The following is a 24,008-nucleotide window of genomic DNA, read 5'->3' on the forward strand; positions in this document are numbered from 1 at the left end:
AATGTCTGCAGGATTAGTACAAGCAGCTTACATTGTTGCTGCATTATTTTTCATCATGAGTTTGGCGGGACTTTCAAAGCAAGAGTCTGCTCGTAATGGTAACTACTACGGTATCGCTGGTATGACGATCGCGCTGATAGCGACGATCTTTAGCCCAGATGCGCAAGGTTTTGGTTGGATCATTATCGCGATGGCGATAGGTGGTGCGATCGGTATTTTCTATGCGAAGAAAGTAGAAATGACCGAGATGCCAGAACTGGTTGCGATTCTACACAGCTTTGTAGGTTTAGCTGCGGTTTTAGTTGGCTACAACAGTTACCTAGATGCGCCAGAAGCAGCAACACATGCTGAGCATGTTATCCACCTTGTAGAAGTATTCTTGGGTGTGTTCATCGGTGCCGTAACTTTCACCGGTTCAATTGTCGCATTTGGTAAGCTGCGTGGTGTGATTTCTTCGTCGCCACTTAACCTGCCTCATAAGCACAAAATGAACCTCGCAGCGGTTGTTATTTCTACGCTTCTTATGATCTACTTCGTAAAAGCAGATGGCAGCATGTTCGCTCTTATTGTGATGACTTTGATCGCGTTCGCATTCGGCTACCATTTAGTCGCTTCAATCGGTGGTGCTGATATGCCAGTTGTTGTCTCTATGTTGAACTCATACTCAGGTTGGGCAGCAGCGGCAGCAGGTTTCATGCTCGCAAATGATCTATTGATTGTAACAGGTGCTTTGGTAGGTTCATCAGGTGCGATTCTTTCTTACATCATGTGTAAAGCAATGAACCGTTCGTTTATCAGTGTTATTGCCGGTGGTTTTGGTCAAGAGATAGTGATTTCAGGTGACGAAGAGCAGGGCGAATATCGTGAAACAACGGCTGAAGAAGTTGCAGAGATGTTGAAGAACTCAAAATCAGTAATCATCACTCCAGGATATGGCATGGCAGTAGCTCAGGCACAATACCCTGTTCATGAAATTACTGATGTACTTCGTTCACAAGGTATTGAAGTTCGCTTTGGGATTCACCCAGTAGCGGGTCGTCTACCGGGGCATATGAATGTGTTACTCGCTGAAGCAAAAGTACCGTATGATATCGTTCTTGAAATGGATGAAATCAATGATGACTTTGCAGAAACCGATACCGTATTGGTTATCGGTGCTAACGATACGGTCAACCCAGCCGCACTGGAAGATCCGAACAGCCCAATCGCTGGTATGCCCGTATTGGAGGTATGGAACGCGAAAAACGTAGTGGTATTCAAGCGCTCAATGAACACTGGTTACGCAGGAGTACAGAACCCACTGTTCTTCAAAGAAAATACATCAATGCTATTTGGTGATGCGAAAGAAAGTGTTGAGTCTATTTTTAAAGCACTTTAACCATTCTTGATTTAAAACTATACAGGGTCAGCAATCGCTGGCCCTTTTTTGTTCCGTTTCAATGTTATAGTAATGCAAATCCTTCTGTTAGCAGATGTCAATTGCTTGTAGATTGATGTATAGTTTTGGCTAATGTAACAAGTGACGGTAACAGTTTGATTAAAAAGTTTTTGCTCGGTTTTGCAACTGTATTGCCGCTTTTTTCGGCACCTGCATTTTCCGATTCACTACCAGAAAGAATAGATACGTTTACAGAGCTATTTAACTATGAAGTAGCTCTTAAGTCGTACGATATTCGTATTCTGCAATCAAATTATCCTACCAAGTTACTTGCGCCAGATTCGCTTCTGCCGCAAACGTCTGACTATCCGTTAAAAGATATCCAACAGCTTTACAGCTTGGCGAATACTTGTCGTGGCAAATTACCATTAAGTCCTTTAATTACTGAGCCTTTAGTATTTACAAGAGCGATTTGTAAAGGGACGCAGCTGACACCTCGTTGGTTCTCGCGTAGTGGTCTCATTCACCCTGGTGGTGGGACGTACGCGGCACGTTATGTGGATAAGTATCCAGAACTCAAACCCAAACTATCTCAGTACATGCATATAAAAGAGCGTGATAACGAGGAAGGGGATGAGTTGCTAGAAAGCTTGAAAAACATGGATGACGACGCCATTAATGCTTTGATTGCAGGCGCGAGCATGTTTATTGAAGGTAACGAACTTTGGCTAAGACGTGGTGACCGTTACTTTGTTTTCGAGAAAGATATCTGGCAAGAGAACGTAGCGAATGCGGGTCTGTCATACGCTCTAGCCTCTCAAAGCAAAAGTTGCTTTGTTAAACGAGGCAATATTTGTTGGGATGTAGAAGATCACTCGCAAGTTCTGCGGATCAGTATGATCATACTGGTAATCGCCAATATTCTTTTGGTGATTGGTTGGGCGGTGTACCGTTGGAATAGCAAGCGAGAAGAACTACGTAGTAGAATGCTCGTGTTGCAAATTTTAACGCATGAGCTCAGAACACCGATTGCATCTCTGTCACTAACGGTTGAAGGCTTTCGTCGAGAGTTCGAGCATTTGCCTGAAAGTGTGTATGACGAATTCCGCAGATTGTGTGAAGATACGCGCCGCCTGCGTCAATTGGCAGAAGCAAGTAAAGATTATTTGCAATCTGATAACCAAATGCTTGCAACAGACTGGGTACCATCCGTTGCAGATTGGTTAGAATTTAAGATCGAAGAAGAATTTGATAGTGCCGTGCTTTTTAACATCAATGAAGATGTGGCTGCTAAAGTTAATGTGTACTGGTTAGGAACTTGTATCGATAACTTGCTTCGTAATGCGCTTAAGTACGGTGTCGCACCGGTTGAATTGGATGTCTCAACTAGTGAAGAAAAAATAGTATTCCAAGTCCGAGATGCAGGAGGCCTAACGGCTAAAGATTGGGCAAATTTGAAGAAACCGTTCGTAAGTAAGAGCGGGTTAGGACTTGGATTAACAATCGTTGAATCTATGGTAGGCCGCATGGGCGGAAAAATGTCCTTAATGGGACCACCTACAACTTTTATATTGGAGATACCTTGTGAAACAGACACTGCTTCTCGTTGAGGACGATAAAAACTTGGCTGACGGCCTGTTAGTAAGCCTGGAACAAGCAGGATATGAGTGTTTACATGTGGAGCGTATTGCAGACGTAGAGCCACAATGGAAAAAAGCTGACTTGGTAATTCTCGATCGCCAACTCCCAGATGGTGACTCTGTACAATGTCTCCCAGAATGGAAACAGATTAAAGACGTACCAGTTATCTTGTTAACGGCACTTGTTACCGTAAAAGATAAAGTTGCAGGCCTTGATTCCGGCGCGAACGACTACTTAACAAAGCCTTTTGCTGAGGCGGAGCTTTTTGCGAGAATCCGTGCACAGCTACGAGCACCGGATTCAGCAGAACAAAGCAACGCTGATAAAGTGATTACAAAAGACTTAGAGATTGACCGCTCGACTCGTGAAGTGACTTATAAAGACGAGCTAATTACGCTTACTCGAACAGAGTTTGATTTGCTGCTATTTTTGGCGTCAAACTTAGGTCGCGTGTTTACTCGTGATGAGCTACTTGACCACGTTTGGGGTTACAATCATTTCCCGACAACACGTACGGTTGATACACATGTACTACAGCTTCGTCAAAAACTGCCAGGACTGGAAATTGAAACACTTCGTGGTGTTGGCTACAAGATGAAAGCATAAGTCGTAATGAAAATACTACTCCCTGTAGTTGTCTCATTAGCGTTAGTGAAACCAGTCCATGCGATGGACTGGTTTCAAACTAACACGCCTTTAACACAGGCACATCAACACTTACTTGAAGATGATCTTGCGGGTATGTTCAACTCTCTTGTTGAACTCTGGCAAACGGAACCAAGTAAAGATTTGACTCCTCACCTTAATGATCTTCTTGGTCAGTCACTATCTAAAAACTGTGGCAAGGCTCTCACTGGTGTAACGCTGCCTGATTGGATAAGTGGTGTGAACGTTATTCGTCAGACTATTCAAAGCCCTGGGCGAGATACATTTAGATTGGTAATCAAGCTAAGAGCTACAACTGACATCGAAAATATTTCATTTAATCGATGGGTGGATGATTCTATATCCGCGGACAGTTCATTCAGCTATGAACAACAGCCGAGCGGGACAGAACTTGCCAACGAGCGTAGCTACTCGAAACGCTATAACTTAACAGGTAAACTTGAAGCTGGTTTATATCACTTAACCGTTGTTTCTACTGATAAACAAGAGTATCGAACTTGGGTAATACTTGGAGATTCAAACTCTTCTCAATATGTTCGTTGGACATCTAAAGAGAATTGGAAAGTAGAAAAGAGCGCACTTCGTAATCCCCATTGTCCATTACCGCAACTTGAAGTCGGTTTGTATGACTACATTGATGGCCAGTACGAGCAAATGTGGAAAAAGACTTACGAGTCTAACTATCCAAATTCATTGGAGCTAGCGGGTGTCCCAAACGATAGATACGTATTGGCGGTAAGTATCAATAGTCGCCGTTGGCAGGGCGATATAATTGTTGAGCAGGCTCAAACTATTAGCCGAACCTATGATCTTTCCCAGGAAGAATAGTTAAAGAAATACTACTTGTGCCGATAAAGGTTCAGGACGAACTAAAATCACAAGTGTAGTATGAAAAACAAATATAAAATTCTTGCCACTTCTGTTGCTACTATTCTTTTCACTAATGCTGCCTCTGCTGCCTCTGCTGCCTCTGCTGCTACTTATGCGATAGAGGCTCGTAGTGATGCAATGGGTGGCGTTGGTACCGTATCAGCAACTTATCTAACTGCGCCTTTTTTCAACCCCGCTCTTACTGCGATTTATCGCCGAAATGACGATGCAGGCATGATCGTGCCAAGTTTTGGTGGCAGCTACGATGATCAATATGATCTAGTTGATGAGATCGAACGCATCAGCAAATTGGCAGACGTCGATGAAATCAAAAAATCGATGGATGCTATCGATGGGAAAAAGACAGACTTTGATCTTGGTGGTGTCGTTGCCATTGGTATTCCCAACAAATTCTTATCTGCAACTGCATACGGTAAGTTATACACTGAATCATTCGTACAACCAAATGTTGATACCTCAGGTACTAATCCATTAGATGATAGCTATGTACAAGGTGTTTCTATTGGCGTGGCTGAAGCTGGTATTTCACTTGCTAAATACACTAATTTCATGAACCAACACCTTTCTTTTGGTGTTACTCCTAAACTTCAGCGTATATACACGTACTCATACGCCACGAGTTTTCAGAATTTTGATACTAAAGACTTACGTGAAAATGAGACCGCGGAAACGATGTTTAACTTAGACGCAGGCGCACTTTGGTTCTTTGGCCCATATCGTCTCGGTATTTCAGCGAAAAATTTGATCGGAAGAGACGTTAAAACAAAATCATTCCAATATGGCAGCGATACGATAAAATCATACGAATATAGCATGCGTCCTGTATACACCGTTGGGGCAGGGATTGTTGCCGATTACTTTACGATGAGTGTTGACTACGATCTTAACGAAGAAAAACGTTTTTCATCCTTTGATGATAATACGCAGATGATTCGAGCTGGTATTGAGTTTGATATTTTGCGTCAAATGGCATTACGAGCAGGGTATATGAAGAACTTAGCTCGAAGTAATGACGAAGGAACCATTACTGCTGGTATCGGGTTGTCCCCACTTAAGTTGTTCGAATTGGATATCGCAGCTCAGTACACAAACGAGAACGCTATGGGTGCATCCATTAATTTCCTTGCGACCTATTAATTGAATCGTTATAGTCAGCTCCTCAAAATGAGGAGCTTTTTATGTTTGACGATTTACCCCCTCTATCTCACCAAGAGCAACAACAAGCTGTAGAGAGAATTCAAGAATTGATGGCGAAGGGCACAAGTACTGCAGAAGCTATCAAAATTGTTGCAGAACGGATTCGATCTGAGTACGCAGAAAAACAACAGCAACAAAACTAATCAATTCATGGACAGGGCATACGCCCTGTTTTTTTGCCTTTCTATTTTCTATTCCTTTACACTCCCAAACACCACCCTGGTTACGCTGTAACTAAAATTTACTATACCTCTATGATTGTAATCTTGTGCAATTACCTTTAAAACTAAATAGCGGGTTAGTAAAATTTTACCTCATCATATTAACCTTGGCTTACACAGTGCAGGTAGTTAGGCATTTTTTAAAGAACTTATAAGTTAAACTCTATTATATCAATTGTTTACCTCGGTCTTTTAATCTGCCAACCATATTGGTCGCGATTGATCTTGTAATTTAATTACAAAGCCCAAGAGAGCTTCGTTCTCAGACAGAAGATTATGCTAAAAAAAGAAAAAAGAGACACCGTAACTTATAACGATAATTAAACCAGAGTTATTAAATAAGCGATATAAGAACAGTAAGCACTCGCAGACATATGTAATAGATGAATCGAAATTCATCTTATTGAGCTGCTTTTTTAGCCGAAATACGTCTCCTGGATTTGAGCGGAGCGTTACATATTGAATATGCTTAATCTAAAGTAGTTTTACTAAACTAGGCGACGTTGAAGTGGGTAATATGAATCCTCAAGAGTAGTAGAAATCAAGAGCAGTAACGCGCATTACAACGTAACGTTTCCTGGCATCCTTCCTGTTAAATAGTCCGATAATTAGAGAAGAAATTGGAAAAACATCGTTGATCTTTGGATGAGAGGAAGCAACAAGGTTGTAATGAAAACTATTTGCCTGTTTTACACTAAACTCCTTTAACTATCATGTAGCAGTAGTTTTGATGTTGTGTTCGCTCTATGTGGACTAGACTTAATATGAGAACAAAAACTAACCTAGGGAGGAATGATGGGTTATAAGCACGTTTTGGTTGCTGTCGACTTATCTCAATCTAGCCAAGCCGTTATCGAAAAAGCAATAATGCAAGCAGATAACTCAAGCAGCAAACTCTCATTTGTTTACGTAGATGTTGATCGCATAGTCATGGAAGCGAAGGAAGAGCAAGAATTGGAAAGAAGGCTGCAAGAGCTCGCTGATAAATGCTTATATCCAGTAAACGAGACCATGGTAGTAATCGGCGATCTTCATATAAAACTATCGGGAATCGTCAAAAAAGAGGGGATAGACTTAGTTGTATGTGGTCATCATCACAACTTATTGAGTCGCTTTTTTTCATCGATACCAAAGGTTGTGAACGAGGTTGAAGCTGATTTATTAATCGTCTATTTAGACGAGTGATCGACAACTCTTGTTCGCACTCATCATTTTTTGTCACTAACAAGCCGAACGTTTATGTTCGGCTTGGTGTATCGGTGATAATAAAAGTTTTTAGCCAGGAATGATTGATGCCTCATGAGATAAAACAGATGCAGACTCCGCGTTTGACTGCAGATCAAAATGTACGTTAACTTGCACGCCTTCTCGCTCAAAAGTGACATCATCAAAATCGGTCATAGCGATTTTGAATCCATTTCTAGCAAAAAAGCCAGTCACCATAGTTCGCTGCTTAATTTCTAATGCAGACGCGAGTAGCTTATCCATGGCATTCTCCTTGGTTATTGTGGGGATATGGGAAGAAGATACACATAGATTGGTATGAAATCAATTTTATATAAAGTTGCTTTTGATGAAAATTTTAATGTAAGTCAATCTATCATTTACCCCACGTGATTTATTCCACGCAAAACCTTGATAACAAAGCGGAAGAGCATCCCACATTGTGATAGCAAGCATAAAGATGGGGGTGTTAATAAATACCGCCGAAACAATATGTTACAAAGATTAGCGTTAGGCCTAGTTGAGTAGACAACGCAAAATTCTAAATCTGAACAACCGCCCTAAAATGACTCACTCTTCAATACTTGTGATAACTCAGACCTAATAAAAGTAGATATCTCGGCTAGCTTTCTTGGCAAAGGGTTTTGATAAGGGTAGGCCATATACATGGAACGTTCTATATCAAAAGTTTGCGATATTCGGATGTTTTTGTCTATATAGTTACTTTTAACAAGATAGTTTGGAATGACACCAACCCCAACTCCCTCAGAAACAAAGTTTATTAAAATAGAGGTGTTATCAACTTCGATAACATCAGTATATTGACTTTTAATTGATTCCTTATTCGAATGATGTTTGTAGATTAATAGTGTTTTGTGGTTGGCATTACTTACCCTAGATATCAAAACATCACTATAATCACCAAGTTTATGTGCAATAAGAGTGTCATCAATAACATTATTAAGCCTAATCGCTAAATCTACATTGCTTTCTAATAAATTTTCTACATTGTTACTTGACGATATTTCAAAATCAACTTTTGGATATCGTTCTTTTAAGTCTTTAAGAACAGAACCAAAAATAGAAGAGGCTATAGAGTTGGGCATTGTGATTTTAAACTTTCCATCAATGCATTCACTCAACGAGCTAGCTCTGTAATTTAACTCGTGCAAACTCTCTAACGTCTTGATAGCAAGCTCTCTAATGCTTTCGCCATGATCAGTTAAAACGAGTTTCCTTGTTGTTCTGTGGACGAGTGTTACGCCAAGTTGTTTTTCTAATGCTGCTAGCTGCCTGCTGACTTGAGCTTTAGACTTTCCAAGTTCTTTTGATGCATCTGTAAGAGAGAGGCGTTTACAAATGGCTGCAAAGCAGATCAGCTCATTGTTCATCAATTCCATGATTGTTACCTTTTTGCAACTCTGAGTCACGTTGTCTTTTAACTGGTGGGAAAGTATAACTTGCATCATCGGAGGGGGACAATGATATTTAAAAGCCGCCATGAAATAATGGCAGACTACTATCTTAATAAAACCATATTGGATATTAAGTTAAACCGATATCCTGAAGGAATTGTCAACGCCAGTTTAAATTTGACCCACTTATCGACGTTATCGCCGAAGTAAAACTGACCCACCCATGTAATTAACTTCTACTTTCAGATAGGTTTTCCAGAACCGTTGGTATGGTTCCAGCCGCCTTCTTTCCTTTTAATCGATAGCTTTCACCGCTGATTTGTACGATGTGCGAGTGATGAAGAAGCCTATCGAGTAAAGCTGCCGTCAAGGTCGTATCGTCGGCGAACGCATTTGACCATTGGGAGAACGGCAGATTACTAGTCACGATAATGCTGCCTTGCTCATAACGCTTGGCGATGACATTGAAGAACAAGTTCGCTTCCTCTCTGCCGAACGGTAGATACCCGATTTCATCGACGATAAGGAGCTTTGGAGCGAGAACACTGCGTCTCAAGTAGCTTTCAAGTTTACCTTGAGCTTTCGCAGTGGAGAGTTGAAGCATCAAGTCTGCTGCCGTGATGAACCTTGTCTTTAAACCCTTTTGAACCGCTATGTGACCCAAGCTTACCGCAAGGTGACTTTTGCCAACGCCACTTGGCCCAAGTAGCACCACGTTTTCCTTTCGCTCGATGAAGGCCAACCCTGTTAGCTCTTTGAGCTGCTTTCTCGGAGCGCCTGTTGCGAACTTGAAGTCGTAGTCATCGAACGTTTTTTTCATTGGAAAGCTGGCGAACTTAGTCAGTGTGGCTCTTGTGCGTTCCGCTCGTGCTTCCAACTCTGCGTTCAGAAGTGACTCTAAGTAATCGGCTAGACTTAGTTCACGATGGTTGGCGGCTTCTGCTAATCTCGGCCATTCCTGACCGATAGCTTGTAGCTTCAGCGCTGCACAGGCAGCTTCAATGCGATTCATTTGAAGGTTCATGGTCGCACCTCCAACAGTGCATCATACGTTGATAGTGGGTGCTGGAAGCTCTCCAGCGGCACCACATTATCACTCATTGTTAGGGTTGTGACTGGGCGCGTTGGCGATGGGAGTAGCTGAAGTATAAAGCGCTCTTCATCTAAGAGAACTTGAGGCTTTGCACCTGTCGTTCTATGAGTTCGTTGATGAGCGACGGTTTCTAGCCATGCGCCGATATGCCCATTAAGAACATCGACGGTGATTTTAAGACCGTGCTGCTTGAGTGTCGCCGCAAGCGGAGTGACGAAGCTATTCTTCAAGTAAGAGTTAAAGCGCTCCACTTTCCCTTTGGTCTTTGCGCGATATGGACGACAGGCTCTTGGTTTAAAACTGTATTTCTTGGCGGCGGTGAGCAGTGCTGGATTCCAGCGGTGTTCACCTTCACCATAAGCATCACGCTCTATCATGATGGCTTTCGCATTATCGAACAGAACTTCTTTAGGGACGCCGCCGAAGTATTCAAACGCTTCTTCAAGACCTTGTATCCAGTCTTCTTGGCGCTCTCGTTCACTAAAGCGAACGAAGGTCGCTCTGCTATAACCAAGCGTTGCCACGAAGGCTTTAACACGTACACCGTAATGGGTGATGGTCGTAAAGTCGACTTGCATCTGCTCACCTGGCAATGTCTCGAATCGAACGACAGGGTCGATTGGCGTACTCGGTTTGTACTGCCTGATGTGCTCTTTGAGCATCGTTATACCGCCTTCGTAACCGAGAGATTTCAGCTCACGTAGTAAGACAGTTGCGGGTATCCAATAAGGCTTTGCGGCTTCAATGCGGGTGCGCAAGTAGTCATGGTAAGGCTGCAGTTTGGTTGGTCGAGATTGCCGCTCGGGATACACAGGCGCTTTGCTTTTATCTCGAAGATAAGTGCGAACTGTATTCCTTGAGATACCCAGATCCTTTGCGATGCGGCGGATGCTTCGCCCTTGCTGATGTAAAACGTGTATTTCCACTAGTTGCTCCTGATTGATCATAATCCGCCGTTTTGTCCATTTACGAACGGATAGTTTGCCTCAGGTGGGCCAATTTTAAATCGGCGTTAGTGGGTCATTTTTACATCGGCGCTGACAGGAATTAACTCAACCGGATTAAATATAGAAAATAAAGATTTAAAAATAAAAAATTTGTCTCGTGAACTTACTAAGTTGGATTCGGGTGATTTAATTATTTATTGTGCATCATTGATAATGACTCATTCCATATCGGAAAAAGTAATAATAAAAGTTGAAATTGATTCTTTAAATTATAAAGTTAAAAGTGTGAGGATATTTAAATATGAAGACTGCAATACAAAATTCGAAAAGATCTGTTTATCCGAAAGATACATTGTATAGAATAATAAATAATATTAGTACTTTGTATACCAAATCACTAGTAAAATTATTTGGTGAAGAGTTGAGAATCCATCATTGCAAACATAAGATTAATGTAAGAACCACTAACGAGTTGAGTGAACATATGAAGAAAGATCTAGGTATAGATTGAAAAGTAGAGAGTTTATATCTAATAGATTCCTTGTTCCTATAAAGATAATATAGTACTTACACGTTTGGGTTAAGCAAATGCGTGTCCATGTTGTCTCATATTGAATGAGCAAGATGCAAAACCAACGTGCATGGTGTCAGATACAGAAGTGGTCGCTGTGGTGGAATCGAAGTTCATGGCCCATACAAGACAGCTGATGAAGCTTGCAAAGCAGCAACAGCCAAATACGGTGTAACTAAACTGACTTCACCAATGCTAATCTTCTAACTCTTAAGTTCGCATTATATGTGTTATGTTAAATTCACAATGATTAGTATTCTGTACACGTACTTACCCTAAGGCTAGATAAATTAGAACGTTAACTTTATAACCCCTCTTACTTTCTTGGCAAAATCTATGAGCGTATATTTGTACATATAATGCCCTGAAAGCTGTTTTTCTAATTTAACCATAATCTATTTACCATAAAATAGCTAATATCAATCTATCAATCTACGATTGCTTGCTCTTCAATTAGCAACTTATAAAAAATGGCGTCTATTTCTTTAGACGCCATTTTTGTTTACTGGAAATATTAAATTAGCCACCGGCTAATTTGACTGTCATGCCTTTCTTTTCAAGATGTGCCTTGATCTTGTCTCTAGCATCACCTTGAATCTCGATATTGCCATCTTTTACAGAGCCACCACAGCCACAGACTTTTTTGAGTTCTGCCGCTAATAACTTTAAAGGTGCATCATCCAAGTCTAAACCTGTAACAATGCATACGCCTTTACCTTTACGGCCTTTCGTTTGGCGCTGAATCCGAACAACACCATCGCCTTTAGGGCGAGATACTTTTTCTTCTTCCGGTTTAATTCGACCGGTTTCTGTTGAATATACCAGAGTCATTCTATTGTTTCTTTTGTTGTTGAGCTTGCATCGCTTTTTGCTTTGCAACCAAATAAGCTTCGATATGGCGTTGAATAGCGGCTTTACTGCCCTTAATCAGTTTACCATTAAACATACAGTACCAAGAGTTAGGTTGGCCTGTATCGTTTTGAATAGTATAGCCGTTAAAGACCTCTGATTTTGCAACACCAGTTTGCTGCACTCTTTGTCCGAGTGAAGCAAACTCTTTGGGATCAATAATCGATGCGGTGTCACACCACCAATCAATGCTTTTCTTTACCGCCGTCAAACTGCCCTGTAAAACGTGGTTCTTGATTTTAACCTTCCAAACACTGCCATCTGATCCGACTGACTGCAGGTTAAAACCTCTATAATTTGAAATCGCCATACCACTGAGTCATCTGTTTAATGCGTTGATATAATCATAATTGCTACTGAGCAATATTCAAATACGGCTTGAATAATCCTTGCTCTAGAAAACAACTTGTATCATAAAACGCGTCTCGATAACGTTAATCACTTTGCACTGTTTATACAATCTTCCAAGAACTCATGAAATTTGTGCCCGTTGTTTTGAAGCATTTTAGGGAACATTGAGATCGGAGTCATTCCTGGAAATGTGTTTACTTCGTTTAAGTAAATCTCATCATCTTCCGTTAGGAAAAAGTCGATACGAGATAAATGACGAAGATTCATTTGTTTAAATACCGTCTCTGACGCGTGTTGGATGGAATCTAATTGTATTTGAGTTAGATTCTTCGCCTCAACTTCTGTGAGCGAGTGACTTGAACTGCTGTACTTTTCATCGTACGAGTAAAAAGCACCATCAGGCGCGATGACCTCGCCTGGCTTAGTGATATGTAGTTGGCCATTCATCTCATATGCAGCAACTTCAAGTTCTCGAGGTTTTACTGCTTTCTCAACCAACACTTGGTCAGAAAACCCAAAAGCATCATTTACTGCATTAGAAAGCTTGTCTTTTTCTGTGACACTGTAACAGCCAACGGAAGAACCTTGGCGAGCGGCTTTAACAAAAACTTTTCCCCACTTTTCAAAGGCTTTATGAGCTTGAACGTGAGCTTCTTCATCGTTTCGCGTTAAGAATAAGTATGGCGTATTGGGTATGCCGATAGCGTCGTACCAAAGCTTAGATGTGATTTTATTGAAACTATTGCTACTCGCTTCTGGCCCGCAGCCAAGATAAGGAATACCTGCGATTTCAAACAGAGATTGAATGTCGCCTGTTTCGCCAGGAAAACCATGTATACAAGGCACGATGAAATCAATGGTTTGATTAGATTCACTTGAGCACAACTGCTTGGTATTGAGATCCAAGTAAACCAACTCACCTTGGTTGGTCATCCAACCTTCGTTTTTTATTTCTACGCGTGTAACGTGAACGTCTTCAATAAGATTTAGTTGTTGTTCGACAAAGTTTGCAGACAATAATGAAATCTCGTGCTCAGAAGAGCCACCGCCGCATAGTAAAAGAATATTTTTAATCATGAATCCATCTTTCCGTGACCTACAAAAGATACTATTTATTATGATAAACCTTTGAAGTGTGACGTACAGTAATTTTAATGTGAGGAATGTTGTTCGAATAGGATTTGAGCAAATAAATAAGGGAGCTATTCGCTCCCTTATTTTATGTGTTAATTTAATTTGTTAAGCGTTGGGTAAGCTGAGTTTTTGATTGCATCAATGCTTTTAACAAATGGTCTTAACTGCTGAAATTGAGCTGGCAAAGTCGAAATCGCTTGCTTGGCTTCTGCGCTTGTTGCGTAGTCTCCGTATAAAACTGAGAACCACTTAGTACCGTTTACAACTTTGTAGTTTTCCCAAATTGGCTGACCGTTCTGTGGCAGCTTATTTGCAAACTGATCGACTTTAGCTTGGCTACCCACAGCTGCGACTTGAATGGTATAGCCGAATCGTTGAATGCCAGCTTGCTTTTTACTTGGTGGTACGATCTTAACTGGCTTCGCCTGCTCTTTTGGCGTTAGCTTGACTACTTTCTTTTCTTCAGGCTTTGCCGTCATTTTCACAACAGTTGGTTGTACGTCTTTTTCTACTACAGCGTTTTCAGACGCCATAATTGGTTTAGAGATACGATCTGATTTGTAGTCCTCTCGGTAACTTTCTGAGGTCACATCCGTGATGTAAGTTTCAGATGCACAAGCAGAAAGCAGAACTGACAAGCCGATGATTGCGATTTTTTTCATGAAGTAACAAATGCTCTGGATAAATATTACGATAAATCATGCCGATAGCAGGGCCGTTTATCAAGCATCAAATACAATAATCTGTGATTTTGATGTGATGAATAACACAAACTCCATAAGCATCGTACACATTTTCTGCAATGTCTGGTCTGAAGATGTTTTATCAGTAAATTATTCGTTTATGATTGATATGAAACCGAGAAGCCAACGTGACTTACAAACGGCCAGGAGTCAGCATGAATAAACTACATAAACTCTTTAAACCCAACTCTGTGGCCGTTATTGGGGCATCTCAAAAAGCATTGCGAGCAGGACATGTTGTGATGCGCAACCTTCTACAAAGTGGATTTGGTGGCGCGATTATGCCAGTAACGCCGCGATATAAAGCCGTATCTGGCGTGATCGCTTACCCTGATGTAGCTTCCCTGCCCTATACGCCAGATATTGCAATTTTGTGTACGAACGTTTCACGTAACGAGCAATTGCTTAAAGAGCTAGATGAGAGAGGCACACCGTTTGCGATTGTTATCTCTGATGACCCTAATCCTTTAGATATCTCATCATTGAACATTCGAGTCTTAGGCCCAAACAGCTTAGGTATCATCCTTCCTTGGCACAATTTTAACTGCACGTTTTCCCCTGTTGCAGCTAAACCCGGAAAAATTGCTTTCATCTCACAATCCGCGGCGGTTTGTACCACGGTTTTAGACTGGGCAAATGATAAGAACATTGGTTTTTCTTCGTTCATTTCGATTGGGCGCGGACAAGATATCGATTTTGCAGATTTGCTCGACTATTTGAGTATGGATGGAAACACTGAAGCTATTCTGCTTTATGTTGATAATATCCAAGACGCTCGCCGATTTATGTCTGCTGCGCGCGCCGCTTCACGTAACCGACGTATATTGGTGCTAAAAGCGGGCCGCTCTAAAGAGATGAATACTTTTGAGCAGCAAGACGGAGATACACTTGACGTAATTTACGATTCTGCTATTCGCAGAACTGGTATGTTACGAGTCAGCAATACGCATGAGCTTTTTGCCGCGGTAGAAACACTCACGCATTCTGTGCCACTTCGTGGAGAGCGTTTAGCGATCATCACCAATGGCGGCGGCCCTGCTGTTATGTCCGTTGATACTTTGATTGAACGTGGTGGCCAACTCGCAACGCTTGATGACGCTTCCATTGAGCAATTACAAGCAGTACTTCCATCCAACTGGCGTGCTCGAAATCCAATTGATCTGTCTGGTGACGCAACCCAAAAACGCTATATTGATACCATTAACGCACTGATGAATAACGACTGTGCAGATGCGATATTGATTATGCATAGTCCTTCTGCTGTTTCTGATCCTCTTGAAACTGCTCAAGTCGTTATTAATGCCATCAAATCTCACCCTCGGCATAAGCATTTTAATATCTTGACCAACTGGTCAGGAGAACAAACGTCGAGAGAAGCGCGACTGGCCTTTACTCAAGCAGGCATTCCAACCTATAGAACACCTGAAAGTGCGGTTGTAGCATACATGCACTTGGTCGAATACAGACGAAACCAGAAACAACTAATGGAAACGCCAACGACGGCAGAGCCATTACATTCTGGAAGTGTGAGTTCAGCAAAAGAATGGGTAAACGAACGACTACTGGATAAAAACACAGTCACCTTGGATACGCATCAAACCAGCCCATTATTTAAGCTGTTCGGGTTTAACGTTTTGCCTACGTGGATTGCATCTGACGACATTGAAGCCGTTCATATGGCAGAAAATATTGGATATCCTGTTGCGGTTAAATTGCGTTCTCCAGACATTCCTCATAAATCGGATGTTCACGGTGTTGCTCTAAATTTAAGAAACAGTCGAGAAGTTTCCAACGCAGCGCTATCCATTTTAGATACCGTAAAGCTCAGTTACCCTTCCGCCAATGTACATGGGCTGTTAGTACAAGGGATGGCAAAGCTCGGCAGCGCTGAAGAGCTACGGATTAGTATTGCAGTAGATAAAGTCTTTGGACCAGTGATCTTGCTTGGTCAAGGCGGCTCTGAGTGGAATATCGCCCAAGATGCCGTCGCTGCACTTCCTCCTTTGAACATGACGCTTGCGCGCTACCTTGTCGTTGTTGCCCTAAAGTCTGGAAAGATTCGCCTGCAGAAACACAAAGATGCGCTCGATATTACTGAGTTGTCGAAGTTCTTGGTTCGTATCTCCCAAATGGCAGTTGAGTTACCAGAAATACAAAAACTGGATATCCATCCAGTACTGGTGTCCGGAAGCGATTTAACTATCCTTGATGCAGATGTCACACTGTGTAAGTACGAAGGAGACGCCCAAAAACGGCTAGCGATTCGCCCTTTCCCGGCAGAGTTTGTCGAAACGGTGACGCTTCGAGATGGCCAACCTATCCTGCTTCGCCCTATCTTGCCTGAGGATGAGCCGCTGCATGCTCAATTCATTAATAGCGTATCGAAAGAAGATCTCTATAAGCGTTTCTTTTCTGAAGTTGGAGAGTTCAACCATGAGGCTTTGGCAAACTTTACTCAAATCGACTACGACCGCGAAATGGCGTTTGTTGCGGTAGCGTTTAATACTGACGGACCGTCTATCATAGGGGTAGCCCGCGCATTGATTACACCAGACAATAGTGACGCTGAGTTTGCTATTTTGGTTCGTTCAGATTTGAAAGGAAAAGGTTTAGGCAAAGTGCTGATGCAGAAAATAATCAGCTATTGCAAAATTAAAGGCACAAAGCAAATGTCTGGAATGACCATGCCAACAAACAGAGGAATGTTGATGTTGGCTCAGAACTTGGGGTTTGAGATCGATGTCCAGTTTGCAGACGGTACGGCAGATATGGTGCTCCCTTTAAATTGAAAAGCGCAGCATTAGCGATGACTTTTACTTCTTACATTCGATAATCAATGGGAATCTAAGAAGTAAAAGTTACGTTGTTACTTTAGTTTCCAATTCTTTTTTAAGTACTGAATACACCAGGATTTTGCCTCACCCATAGTGTTCCGGCGCCATGCCAAAATAATATCCATCGGCTGTTCTTCAGTGCCTTCGATTCGTTTCAATACACCACTATCAATAAGAGGTTGTGCAATTTGGCTTGGTAATGTACCAATGCCTAAACCTGCAGTTAGCGCTTCTACTTTTGCCGTAAAGTTGGTGACGGTCAAGCGAGGTTGTTTTTGAATGATATTAATGGAGAGCGCGGGTTGCTCACGTGCGGTATCTGCAATAGCAATAATCCGATACTTTTCTCGCGCTGCTTCATCAAACTTACCACTACGCTTGTGAACATAGTGATCAGCGGAAGCTACCCAATACATACTCATTTTACCAATTTTTTCTGACTTAACTTCTTGAGGAAGCGTATCCAGTGATGGGCAAATCAGTAAATCAGCTCTCCCCGTATTCAAAGACTCCCAGCTACCAGCCAGAATCTCCTCTTGCAGCCTGACTCGAGTTGAGCTGACCTCGGCCAGCGCATCAACCATCGGGAAAAAGTTGGATATAGGAATAATGCCATCGAAGGCAATGGTAATATCCAGTTCCCAGCCATTCGCCAATAACGTTGCATCGTTCACTAACTTTTCACTGGCTTGTAAAATGGCTCTTCCTCTTTCAAGAATAAGCTTACCTGCTTCAGTAAAATGGGCTTTGTGACCAGAGCGATCGAAGATAATAATGTCTAAGTCTTGCTCGAGTTTCTGGATTTGATAGCTCAGCGATGACGGGGCTCTGTCTAACTCATTCGCAGCAGCAGCAAAACTCCCTCTTCGATCAATAGCATCTAGAATATGGAGTGCTTCTAACGTAATTGGACTCTGCACATGGCCTCTCTTAATGTGACATTCATCACATTCGTTGTATTTGGATGAACTTATCAAGAACTAACGACAAATAATATAACATATTGATAACTAAAGACTAGGAATGCTCATAGCCTAAGAAGAAGATTCAATACAAATCAATAAATGACAATGGTAATGATAGTAATTACCATTTAGATCCATTAATATCCGCGTGTTGTTACCTATTATGGATCTAAGGTATTGAAGCCAATGTATAAAAAATCAATTTTGTCAGCCTCCATTTTAGTTGCCCTTTCCCATACTGCTTATGCGGAAGAAGCTTCTAAGTTTGAAGAAGTCGTTGTGTCGGCCACCCGTACCAACCAAACCATAAACACTGTTGCTGCTTCTGTTGCTGTTGTATCAGAGAAAGACATCGAAGAAAACATGGTAAAGGACTTGAATGATCTATTCGAGTATACGCCAGGGGTTACTGTTAATGGCACTCAACGCCAAGGCGTCCAAAGTATTAACATTCGCGGGATGGAAGGTAAACGAGTTAAAATCTTAGTAGACGGTGCATCTCAACCAGGTGTATTCAGCGGTGGACCATATTCGTTTATCAATTCTAGTGCCGTTACTGTCGACCCCGATATGCTAAAGAGTGTCGAAATTGTTAAAGGAGCAGCTTCTAGCCTACATGGTAGTGATGCAATTGGCGGTGTTGTCGCATTCGAAACAAAAGATCCGAAGGATTTCCTCAAAGATGGTAAAGACTTTGGTGGTCAAGCTAAACTCTCTTATTCATCGGAAGATAACTCTTTTAGTGAGCATGTAGCTTTAGCAAAGCGTTTCGGTAATACAGAAGCACTTATAGCCTTTACACGCCGTGATGGTGCAGAGCTACAAAATTTCTCTAAGGCGCCTTACGATAACTATTCTGTGGACAACCAAGATTATTACAAAAACGATCTATTGGTAAAACTTCAATCTCAATTGAATGACGCTCATCGCTTGGAGTTCTTGGGAGAAGTTATTTACAACGAGACTGACTCAGAGATCGCACATAAAAGTTACAAAAACTTCAACGCTGAAGACACAACCAAGCAAAATCGCATTGGGCTCAAGCACATTTGGTTTGCAGATGCAGCTATCTCGGATACGATCACGTCCAAGCTTACATGGATTGGTAAAGAAGAAAACGGCGTGTCTAATCGCTTTATCGAAGCCAGCCCAGGTTACCCACCTTACGTACCGCCTAGTGGTGACAACCAACAGAAAAAAGATTACGAATATACTGAAGACAAATTTGAATTCGAAACTCAGTTAGATAAAGAGATTCAAAATCACTATATTGTTTACGGAATATCGTACAAACATAGTGACATCAGTAATACCAATCGCGAGTTTAATTCCGATCCTGGCACGCCAGATACTGTTTACGTTTACACACCGGATGCAAAAGAAGAAAGCTTTGGTTTATTCTTGCAAGATGAAATTTCGCTTCTTAATGACAAGCTAATTCTGACTCCAGGTGTGCGTTACGATTACTTCTCTACTAATCCTTCAAATACTTCTGAAGAGTCATTCGAGAAGTTTAGCGACTCTGCATTAACTGGTCGTTTAGGAGCAACTTACTCTGTATCGCAACCTGGCACGATCTTCGCGCAAGTGAGCCAAGGGTTCCGAGCGCCATCGTTCGACGAGCTTTACTACACCTACGATAATCCGGCTCATGGCTATACCAACCGCCCTAACCCAAATTTGGGATCTGAAAAGAGTTTGTCTTATGAGCTTGGTTACCGTCATAACACTGCAGCGTCTGCAACTGAAGTAGCGTTCTACTACAGTGATTACAGTGACTTTATTGAGCAAACGTCATCAAACAATGGTGGTTTAACTGAATTCACAAATATCAATATTAGTGAAGCAAACATTAAAGGGGTTGAGCTCTCTAACCGTCTTGATTGGCATGCCATTGCTGGTCTTCCATCAGGCGTGACAACTCGCTTTGTTGCAGCATACACAGAAGGTGAAGATGGTGATGGTAATCCTTTGAACAGTGTAAACCCATGGAATGCCGTAGCTGCTGTAAATTACGATTCACCAAATGCACTTTGGGGGACAAGCCTAAAAGTAAACTACACGGCTAAGAAATCGAACAGTGATATCAACTCTGATGGTGATAAAGGCGGAATCAAAGACCAAGTTGCTTTGCCGTCTGCGACAGTCGTTGACTTAACGGCGTACTACAAACCAATGAAAGATATAACCATTCGTGCTGGTGTTATGAATCTAACGAATGAAGAATACCATCTTTGGAACGATGTTCGCGGTAAGACTGAGTTAAGTCGAGACAAAACGCAAGCTGAGCGTAATTATAACATTAGTGTTAAATACGAGTTCTAAACCTTAAAAACACAAAAGCCAGCGTAATGCTGGCTTTTTTTATGGCTTTCATTTCAAAAATGTAAAGAAAAGTATGAAAAATGAAAGTTTACTGTTTTGCCATCTCTTTTTTCACCATTACTGCTGCTGCAATGATGAAAGTGATGATCAGACCGAGTTCCATGAACTACCCCAATAGCTATGAGAAAATTTATAACCCAAATTAAGAGTCGGGCATAGTTTAACAGCTCTATATATACTTGCTACCTTTTAACCAGTAATTTACGATTTTTTCCGATTTGGATCAAAAAAGACGCAATCACGCGCCTTTTTGTTACTATTATGTAAATTAAAGATTAGACATCTGGATAACCTTGAGGGTTAGTAGACTGCCAGCGCCATGTATCGCCAGTCATTTCTTCTAGAGTGCGAGTTGCTTTCCAACCTAACTCATTCATCGCTTTTGATGGATCCGCCCAACACTCTGCAATATCACCTGGACGACGCTCAACAAGTTGGTATGGGACATCTTTACCACTTGCGGCTTCAAATGCTTTCACCATGTCCAGTACACTGTAGCCGTTACCAGTACCGAGGTTATAGATATGAAGGCCAGCTTTGCTACCTACTTTTTCTAATGCAGCAACGTGACCATCGGATAAGTCCATTACATGAATATAATCACGTACGCCTGTGCCATCTTTGGTCGGATAATCACTACCAAACACAGAAAGGAACTCTCTGCGCCCTACCGCAACTTGAGAAACAAACGGCATTAAGTTGTTGGGAATACCTTGAGGATCTTCACCTAGCTCGCCTGTTGGATGTGAACCTACCGGGTTAAAGTAACGAAGAAGTGTAATGCTCCAGTCAGGGTTCGCGTTTTGGAAGTCGGTTAAACACTCTTCTACCATTAATTTGCTGCGCCCATATGGGTTAGTTGCGCTAGTTGGAAAGTCCTCTGTGATGGGTACAGAAGCAGGATCACCGTATACAGTCGCTGATGAACTAAATACCAACGATTTAACTCCGGCTTCACGCATTGCATCAACCAATACTAAAGTGCCATTAACGTTGTTGTCGTAATACTCTAAAGGTTTTGCTACAGACTCACCGACGGCCTTTAAACCTGCAAAATGGATAACAGCTTCAATATTGTGCGACTTTAGTGCTTCTACCATCGCCAATTTATCTCTGATATCGGCTTTAATGAAGGTTGGCTTTACACCACATACCTTTTCAATTCGATCTAATACCGTAGATTTACTGTTGTACAGGTTGTCTAGAATCACTGGCGTCATGCCAGCTTCGATCATTTGAATACACGTATGACTACCGATATAGCCCATACCACCCGTAACGAGTACTTTCATTTTATTATTCCTTCTGACGCGAATTGAGTTAGTTTAAAGCTTTGACGTTACGATTTAAACTGTCTCTTGTAATTCGCATCCCATTAATATTGCTTGGCCTTTCCCGGCTTTCTTTGCTTGATACATTGCCGTATCCGCACTTTTTAAAACTCGAGTAGCATCGCGCTCATTTACGCCGACTAATTTTACGCCGATACTAACGCCAACTTTGAGTAAGTGACCTTTGTACTCAATTGGAGCACATATGCTCTCGAGCAACTGTTCTGCTATTCGGGTGACCACTTTTTGATTGGCGGGATTAACCAACATGACAAATTCATCACCAGAAAGTCTTGCGATTAAATCACTATGTCTCGTCGCAGATGTTAGACGCTCGGAAACTTTTTTCAAAACTTCATCACCTGCATCATGACCGTAGGTATCGTTAACTTCTTTAAATCCATCCAGATCGAGGTACAAAACTGCAAATTCGTCACGCAAGTATCCAGAGCGTTGTACTAGTTGTTCCAACTCTAAATGGAACTTAGATCGATTGGCTAACCCCGTTAAAGCATCGTGATGAGCTAAATGCTCTAATCGTTCCATCTCTTTTGCGCCGGAAAGGTCGGTAAGAACAATAACCAGATCATAGAAACCATAGTCTTCACACTTAACGATACGATTGACTCGAGCAAACATCGGTACAAACTGACCAATATGGTTCTTCTCGATAACTTCACCTTGCCAAACGCCATAATTTTCTATCGACTCGATGATACTAGGCATCATTTCCTGTAACTTGCGCCACTTTAGCGTTTGGATGAATGACTTCCCAATAAGCTGATCCACCTCTAAGCCGACTAACTTAGTGACGGCAGGGTTTGCCATCGTAATGACACCGCGATGATTAAGAACAATGAGACCATCTTGGCTGCTTTCAAAAACACGTCCCGCAACACGTTGCCGGTTTATGGCTTCTTCAATTTCGGTGATATCTTGAATCGAAAACAGTAAGTATTCATGTGTCGAGAGGCGACGACTGGTTAGGCTCAACTGCTGTTCATTATCTGCATTTTTGAGGTGAATATCATCGCACTCTAGGCCTCGACTCAGGATCTGACTCAGCTCATTCGGTGTTTTAGTTTTAATTAGATCACGAATATTGGCATATTTAAGTTCATCTAATTTTTTTTGAAATATTTGCTGGGTCGCCGTATTACAATGAATAACACGTCCGGAATTGTCTGTAATAACTAATGCATGCTGAACAGATTCGATAACCTCTTCTGAAAATGCGCGCTTTTGTTCTAGTGTGTCTAGCGAATGTTGCCGCTGCTTCTCACGTACTGTTAACCTATTCATCATTTGATTGAAAGAGCTCGCGAGGTCTCCAATTTCATCCTTGGCGTAATAGCGAGCTTGATTTTCCGTGTTTCGTCCGTGTGTCACATTCTCTATTACGCGGTTGAGTTCCATCACGGGCTTGAGAACAAGCCTCTCGATACTTATGTAAAAAACAGTGCCACCAGCGATCAGAAACAGAAGAAGTAAAGCGCCATCTTGAAGTAAAGATTGTATGGCTTCTACAATTGGGCGATGAGAAAGCGTAACTCTCATGCTACCAATGACATAGCCATCATGGATAATCGGCTCTAGAACATAAAGAAATTTGGTTGATAAGGCATACCCTAGAGCGTGCAACCTACTTCTTTCGGTTTGACTTGGAACGGGTGCCAGTGCCCCACTTATCTCCATAACAGCGAATGGTTGGTCATCTTGGTCATAAAGTTTGACCCGCGTTACATTTGGCTGGTTTAAAAAGTTGGCGAGAATAGTTTGAGCTTTTTGCTTGTCCTTTGTCGTCAGCGCATCTTTAATTGAGAAAGAAACGTTGTTAATCAACTTTCTTGTCTGCTCGACCAGTTCATGCTTAGACGATTGGTATACAGTATACGAGGTGTAACCTTTTGAGATAACAAAGATAGCCGTTAAAAAGACCAGAAGAGGCCAAATAAGCTTCGCTCGTAATGACATATATATTCCTGTCGCAGACAACCACAAAAATGACAGAAGAACCATTATGCAATCTATCACCCATGAAGGGCGACAAGATTAACACGATGCTAATGCAAAATAACCTTAAATTCTCAAAAATTGGATGGAAAAGAAACG

At 41.7% G+C, this 24,008-nt stretch carries 20 protein-coding genes; 9 read left to right on the top strand and 11 right to left on the bottom strand.

Annotated features, from left to right (window positions below; all coding sequences use genetic code 11):
• Position 1: 1 nt before the first annotated feature.
• The 7 genes from pntB (at position 2) to H9L11_RS21060 (ending at position 7,179) form a co-directional block, all read left to right on the top strand.
• Positions 2-1,378 carry a Re/Si-specific NAD(P)(+) transhydrogenase subunit beta gene (gene pntB, locus H9L11_RS21030; RefSeq protein ID WP_005376248.1) on the top strand — a complete coding sequence of 459 codons (1,377 nt, stop codon included), beginning with the start codon at positions 2-4 and terminating at the stop codon, positions 1,376-1,378.
• A 155-nt stretch (positions 1,379-1,533) separates the two neighbouring features.
• A complete protein-coding gene (vxrA, locus tag H9L11_RS21035; protein WP_025767766.1) occupies positions 1,534-2,988 on the top strand; it encodes a sensor histidine kinase VxrA in 1,455 nt (484 codons plus the stop codon).
• Positions 2,963-3,625 (top strand): response regulator transcription factor VxrB, encoded by a 663-nt coding sequence (vxrB, locus tag H9L11_RS21040; RefSeq protein ID WP_005376251.1) that lies wholly within the window; start codon positions 2,963-2,965, stop codon positions 3,623-3,625. Before vxrA ends, vxrB begins: the two co-directional genes overlap by 26 nt.
• 6 nt (positions 3,626-3,631) lie before the next feature.
• Positions 3,632-4,513 (top strand): DUF2861 family protein, encoded by an 882-nt coding sequence (locus tag H9L11_RS21045; RefSeq protein WP_033907061.1) that lies wholly within the window; start codon positions 3,632-3,634, stop codon positions 4,511-4,513.
• 60 nt (positions 4,514-4,573) lie between these two features.
• Positions 4,574-5,713 (top strand): conjugal transfer protein TraF, encoded by a 1,140-nt coding sequence (locus H9L11_RS21050; protein ID WP_205391174.1) that lies wholly within the window; start codon positions 4,574-4,576, stop codon positions 5,711-5,713.
• 41 nt (positions 5,714-5,754) lie between these two features.
• Entirely contained in the window at positions 5,755-5,916 is a 162-nt protein-coding gene (locus H9L11_RS21055; RefSeq protein WP_005376257.1) for a YoaH family protein, read from the top strand.
• Positions 5,917-6,789: 873 nt separating this feature from the next.
• Entirely contained in the window at positions 6,790-7,179 is a 390-nt protein-coding gene (locus tag H9L11_RS21060) for a universal stress protein (RefSeq protein ID WP_017634770.1), read from the top strand.
• A 90-nt stretch (positions 7,180-7,269) separates the two neighbouring features.
• Here H9L11_RS21060 and H9L11_RS21065 read toward each other — a convergent pair whose 3' ends face one another.
• From H9L11_RS21065 to H9L11_RS21100, 8 genes are all read right to left on the bottom strand, one after another.
• The gene (locus tag H9L11_RS21065) at positions 7,270-7,482 is read right to left on the bottom strand and encodes a hypothetical protein (protein WP_005376260.1); all 213 of its coding nucleotides are present in this window, start codon (positions 7,480-7,482) and stop codon (positions 7,270-7,272) included.
• A 296-nt stretch (positions 7,483-7,778) separates the two neighbouring features.
• Positions 7,779-8,618, bottom strand: coding sequence for a LysR family transcriptional regulator (locus H9L11_RS21070; protein WP_005376262.1), 840 nt, complete (start codon positions 8,616-8,618; stop codon positions 7,779-7,781).
• 244 nt (positions 8,619-8,862) lie between these two features.
• Complete coding sequence (gene istB, locus H9L11_RS21075; protein WP_205390738.1) at positions 8,863-9,657, bottom strand: IS21-like element helper ATPase IstB; 795 nt, start codon at positions 9,655-9,657, stop codon at positions 8,863-8,865.
• Positions 9,654-10,673, bottom strand: a complete 1,020-nt coding sequence (gene istA / locus H9L11_RS21080; RefSeq protein WP_205390739.1) for an IS21 family transposase — start codon at positions 10,671-10,673, stop codon at positions 9,654-9,656. The genes istB and istA overlap by 4 nt, the downstream gene beginning before the upstream one ends.
• 1,090 nt (positions 10,674-11,763) lie before the next feature.
• Positions 11,764-12,075 (bottom strand): stress response translation initiation inhibitor YciH, encoded by a 312-nt coding sequence (yciH, locus tag H9L11_RS21085; RefSeq protein WP_005376292.1) that lies wholly within the window; start codon positions 12,073-12,075, stop codon positions 11,764-11,766.
• Between the two features lies 1 nt (position 12,076).
• Positions 12,077-12,463 carry a DUF3319 domain-containing protein gene (locus H9L11_RS21090; protein ID WP_005376294.1) on the bottom strand — a complete coding sequence of 129 codons (387 nt, stop codon included), beginning with the start codon at positions 12,461-12,463 and terminating at the stop codon, positions 12,077-12,079.
• A 128-nt stretch (positions 12,464-12,591) separates the two neighbouring features.
• Positions 12,592-13,581, bottom strand: a complete 990-nt coding sequence (locus H9L11_RS21095) for a D-alanine--D-alanine ligase (protein ID WP_033907069.1) — start codon at positions 13,579-13,581, stop codon at positions 12,592-12,594.
• A gap of 149 nt (positions 13,582-13,730) precedes the next feature.
• Positions 13,731-14,300: an SPOR domain-containing protein gene (locus tag H9L11_RS21100; protein ID WP_005390018.1), complete on the bottom strand. Its 570-nt coding sequence runs from the start codon at positions 14,298-14,300 to the stop codon at positions 13,731-13,733.
• 236 nt (positions 14,301-14,536) lie between these two features.
• Here H9L11_RS21100 and H9L11_RS21105 point away from each other — a divergent pair, with 236 nt between their 5' ends.
• Positions 14,537-17,170 carry a bifunctional acetate--CoA ligase family protein/GNAT family N-acetyltransferase gene (locus tag H9L11_RS21105; RefSeq protein WP_085569030.1) on the top strand — a complete coding sequence of 878 codons (2,634 nt, stop codon included), beginning with the start codon at positions 14,537-14,539 and terminating at the stop codon, positions 17,168-17,170.
• A 77-nt stretch (positions 17,171-17,247) separates the two neighbouring features.
• On the opposite strand, the gene H9L11_RS21110 is transcribed toward H9L11_RS21105, so the two are convergent.
• A complete protein-coding gene (locus H9L11_RS21110; protein WP_017634152.1) occupies positions 17,248-18,135 on the bottom strand; it encodes a LysR family transcriptional regulator in 888 nt (295 codons plus the stop codon).
• Positions 18,136-18,366: 231 nt separating this feature from the next.
• Here H9L11_RS21110 and H9L11_RS21115 point away from each other — a divergent pair, with 231 nt between their 5' ends.
• The gene (locus H9L11_RS21115; protein ID WP_053303617.1) at positions 18,367-20,505 is read left to right on the top strand and encodes a TonB-dependent hemoglobin/transferrin/lactoferrin family receptor; all 2,139 of its coding nucleotides are present in this window, start codon (positions 18,367-18,369) and stop codon (positions 20,503-20,505) included.
• A 335-nt stretch (positions 20,506-20,840) separates the two neighbouring features.
• Here H9L11_RS21115 and galE read toward each other — a convergent pair whose 3' ends face one another.
• Both galE and H9L11_RS21125 read right to left on the bottom strand, forming a co-directional pair.
• Entirely contained in the window at positions 20,841-21,857 is a 1,017-nt protein-coding gene (gene galE, locus H9L11_RS21120; protein WP_085569031.1) for a UDP-glucose 4-epimerase GalE, read from the bottom strand.
• 54 nt (positions 21,858-21,911) lie between these two features.
• Positions 21,912-23,870 carry a diguanylate cyclase gene (locus H9L11_RS21125; protein WP_064376836.1) on the bottom strand — a complete coding sequence of 653 codons (1,959 nt, stop codon included), beginning with the start codon at positions 23,868-23,870 and terminating at the stop codon, positions 21,912-21,914.
• Positions 23,871-24,008 lie beyond the last annotated feature (138 nt).

Source organism: Vibrio sp. sp1 (genome assembly GCF_016920955.1).
Classification (GTDB): domain Bacteria; phylum Pseudomonadota; class Gammaproteobacteria; order Enterobacterales; family Vibrionaceae; genus Vibrio; species Vibrio alginolyticus.

Bases quoted from the DNA above. Each gene is read 5' to 3' on its own strand.
- H9L11_RS21125 (WP_064376836.1), bottom strand. From the start codon at position 23,870: ATGTCATTACGAGCGAAGCTTATTTGGCCTCTTCTGGTCTTTTTAACG.
- H9L11_RS21095 (WP_033907069.1), bottom strand. From the start codon at position 13,581: ATGATTAAAAATATTCTTTTACTATGCGGCGGTGGCTCTTCTGAGCAC.
- H9L11_RS21065 (WP_005376260.1), bottom strand. From the start codon at position 7,482: ATGGATAAGCTACTCGCGTCTGCATTAGAAATTAAGCAGCGAACTATG.
- istA (WP_205390739.1), bottom strand. From the start codon at position 10,673: ATGATCAATCAGGAGCAACTAGTGGAAATACACGTTTTACATCAGCAA.
- H9L11_RS21105 (WP_085569030.1), top strand. From the start codon at position 14,537: ATGAATAAACTACATAAACTCTTTAAACCCAACTCTGTGGCCGTTATT.
- H9L11_RS21070 (WP_005376262.1), bottom strand. From the start codon at position 8,618: ATGGAATTGATGAACAATGAGCTGATCTGCTTTGCAGCCATTTGTAAA.
- H9L11_RS21045 (WP_033907061.1), top strand. From the start codon at position 3,632: ATGAAAATACTACTCCCTGTAGTTGTCTCATTAGCGTTAGTGAAACCA.
- H9L11_RS21100 (WP_005390018.1), bottom strand. From the start codon at position 14,300: ATGAAAAAAATCGCAATCATCGGCTTGTCAGTTCTGCTTTCTGCTTGT.
- H9L11_RS21115 (WP_053303617.1), top strand. From the start codon at position 18,367: ATGTATAAAAAATCAATTTTGTCAGCCTCCATTTTAGTTGCCCTTTCC.
- H9L11_RS21055 (WP_005376257.1), top strand. From the start codon at position 5,755: ATGTTTGACGATTTACCCCCTCTATCTCACCAAGAGCAACAACAAGCT.
- H9L11_RS21050 (WP_205391174.1), top strand. From the start codon at position 4,574: ATGAAAAACAAATATAAAATTCTTGCCACTTCTGTTGCTACTATTCTT.
- yciH (WP_005376292.1), bottom strand. From the start codon at position 12,075: ATGACTCTGGTATATTCAACAGAAACCGGTCGAATTAAACCGGAAGAA.
- H9L11_RS21060 (WP_017634770.1), top strand. From the start codon at position 6,790: ATGGGTTATAAGCACGTTTTGGTTGCTGTCGACTTATCTCAATCTAGC.
- H9L11_RS21090 (WP_005376294.1), bottom strand. From the start codon at position 12,463: ATGGCGATTTCAAATTATAGAGGTTTTAACCTGCAGTCAGTCGGATCA.
- pntB (WP_005376248.1), top strand. From the start codon at position 2: ATGTCTGCAGGATTAGTACAAGCAGCTTACATTGTTGCTGCATTATTT.
- galE (WP_085569031.1), bottom strand. From the start codon at position 21,857: ATGAAAGTACTCGTTACGGGTGGTATGGGCTATATCGGTAGTCATACG.
- istB (WP_205390738.1), bottom strand. From the start codon at position 9,657: ATGAACCTTCAAATGAATCGCATTGAAGCTGCCTGTGCAGCGCTGAAG.